Source organism: Micromonospora sp. M51 (genome assembly GCF_018070305.1).
Taxonomy (GTDB): domain Bacteria; phylum Actinomycetota; class Actinomycetes; order Mycobacteriales; family Micromonosporaceae; genus Micromonospora; species Micromonospora parva.
Map to the genome: position 1 here is coordinate 1 of NZ_JAGPXZ010001135.1, position 1,333 is coordinate 1,333.

The 1,333-nt window shown below is 75.8% G+C and carries 2 protein-coding genes; both read left to right on the forward strand.

Annotation, left to right across the window (positions count from 1 at the left end; all coding sequences use genetic code 11):
• Positions 1–791: zinc-binding dehydrogenase (locus tag KBX53_RS33090; RefSeq protein WP_210863786.1), on the forward strand; the 791-nt coding region annotated here is incomplete at its 5' end.
• 39 nt (positions 792–830) lie between these two features.
• Positions 831–1,333 (forward strand): trans-acting enoyl reductase family protein (locus KBX53_RS33095; protein ID WP_210863788.1); only part of this gene is annotated, 503 nt, incomplete at its 3' end.

Sequence of the window (1,333 nt, forward strand, 5' to 3'; positions counted from 1 at the left end):
GCTCGGACGCCGGGTGCTTCGGCCGGCCGAGGGCGGCAGGCGGTTTCGCCGGCGGTCACGCAGAGTACGTGCGGGTGCCGTACGCCGACGTGAGCGCGTTCCGGGTCCCGGACGGCGTCGACGACGACCGGGCGGTGTTCGCCGCCGACGCCGCGCCGAGTGGGTGGCTCGCCGCCGAGGTGGGTGCGGTGCGCCCCGGCGACGTGGTGGCGATCTGGGGCGCCGGGGCGGTGGGCCAGTTGACCGCGTGGGCGGCGGTGCGGCGCGGTGCCACCCGGGTGCTGATCGTGGACCGGTACGAGGAGCGGTTGCGGATGGCCGAGCGGCACTGCGCCGCCGAGCCGCTCGACTACCGCCGCGACGACATCGCCGCCGAGCTGCGCGACCGCAGCGGTGGGCGCGGGCCGGACGTGTGCGTGGTGGCGGTCGGCGCGCCGCCGACCCGGTCGGTGGCCGACCGCTTCGGCGGCCAGCACGCCGACCGGCCGGACGCGCTGCGGGAGGCGGTGCACGCCTGCCGCAAGAGCGGCATGGTGGTGGTGCTCGGCGGGACGGCCGGGTTCGTCGACGCGTTCCCGCTGGGTGCGCTGACCGAACGGCGGCTCACGCTGCACGGTGCGGGCCGGCCCGACCTGCGCGACGTGCCGATGCTGCTGGACCGGATGGCCCGCGACGAGCTGCGGACCGAGCACCTGGCCACCCACCGACTGTCGTTGGCACGGGGCCCCGAGGGGTACGCGCTGTTCCGGGACCGGGCCGACGGTTGCGTACGGGCCGTGTTCACGCCGTGACGAGTGTCGATCGGCGGGGGCGAATGGCAGACTCCGGGGATGGCCGTGGAGCGAACGTACGACGTGGTGTTGTTCGGCGCGACCGGGTTCACCGGCGGCCTGACCGCCGAGTACCTGGCCCGACACGCACCGGCCGGGCTGCGCTGGGCGCTGGCCGGGCGCAACCCGCAGCGCCTCGCCGCCGTCCGGGACCGGCTCGCGGCCATCGACCCGGGCCTGGCCGACCTGCCGCTGCTCACCGCCGACGTGACCGACGCCGACTCGCTGCGGGTGGTGGCGGAGAACGCCCGGGTGGTGGCCAGCACCGTCGGCCCGTACATCCACCACGGGGAACCGCTGGTCGCCGCCTGCGCCCGGGCCGGCACCGACTATCTGGACATCACCGGTGAGCCGGAGTTCGTCGACCTGATGTACGTGCGCCACCACGCCGAGGCGGCACGCACCGGCGCGCGGCTGGTGCACGCCTGCGGCTTCGACTCCGTCCCGCACGACGTGGGCGTCTGGTTCACCGTCAAGCAGCTGCCCGCCGACGTCCCGATCAC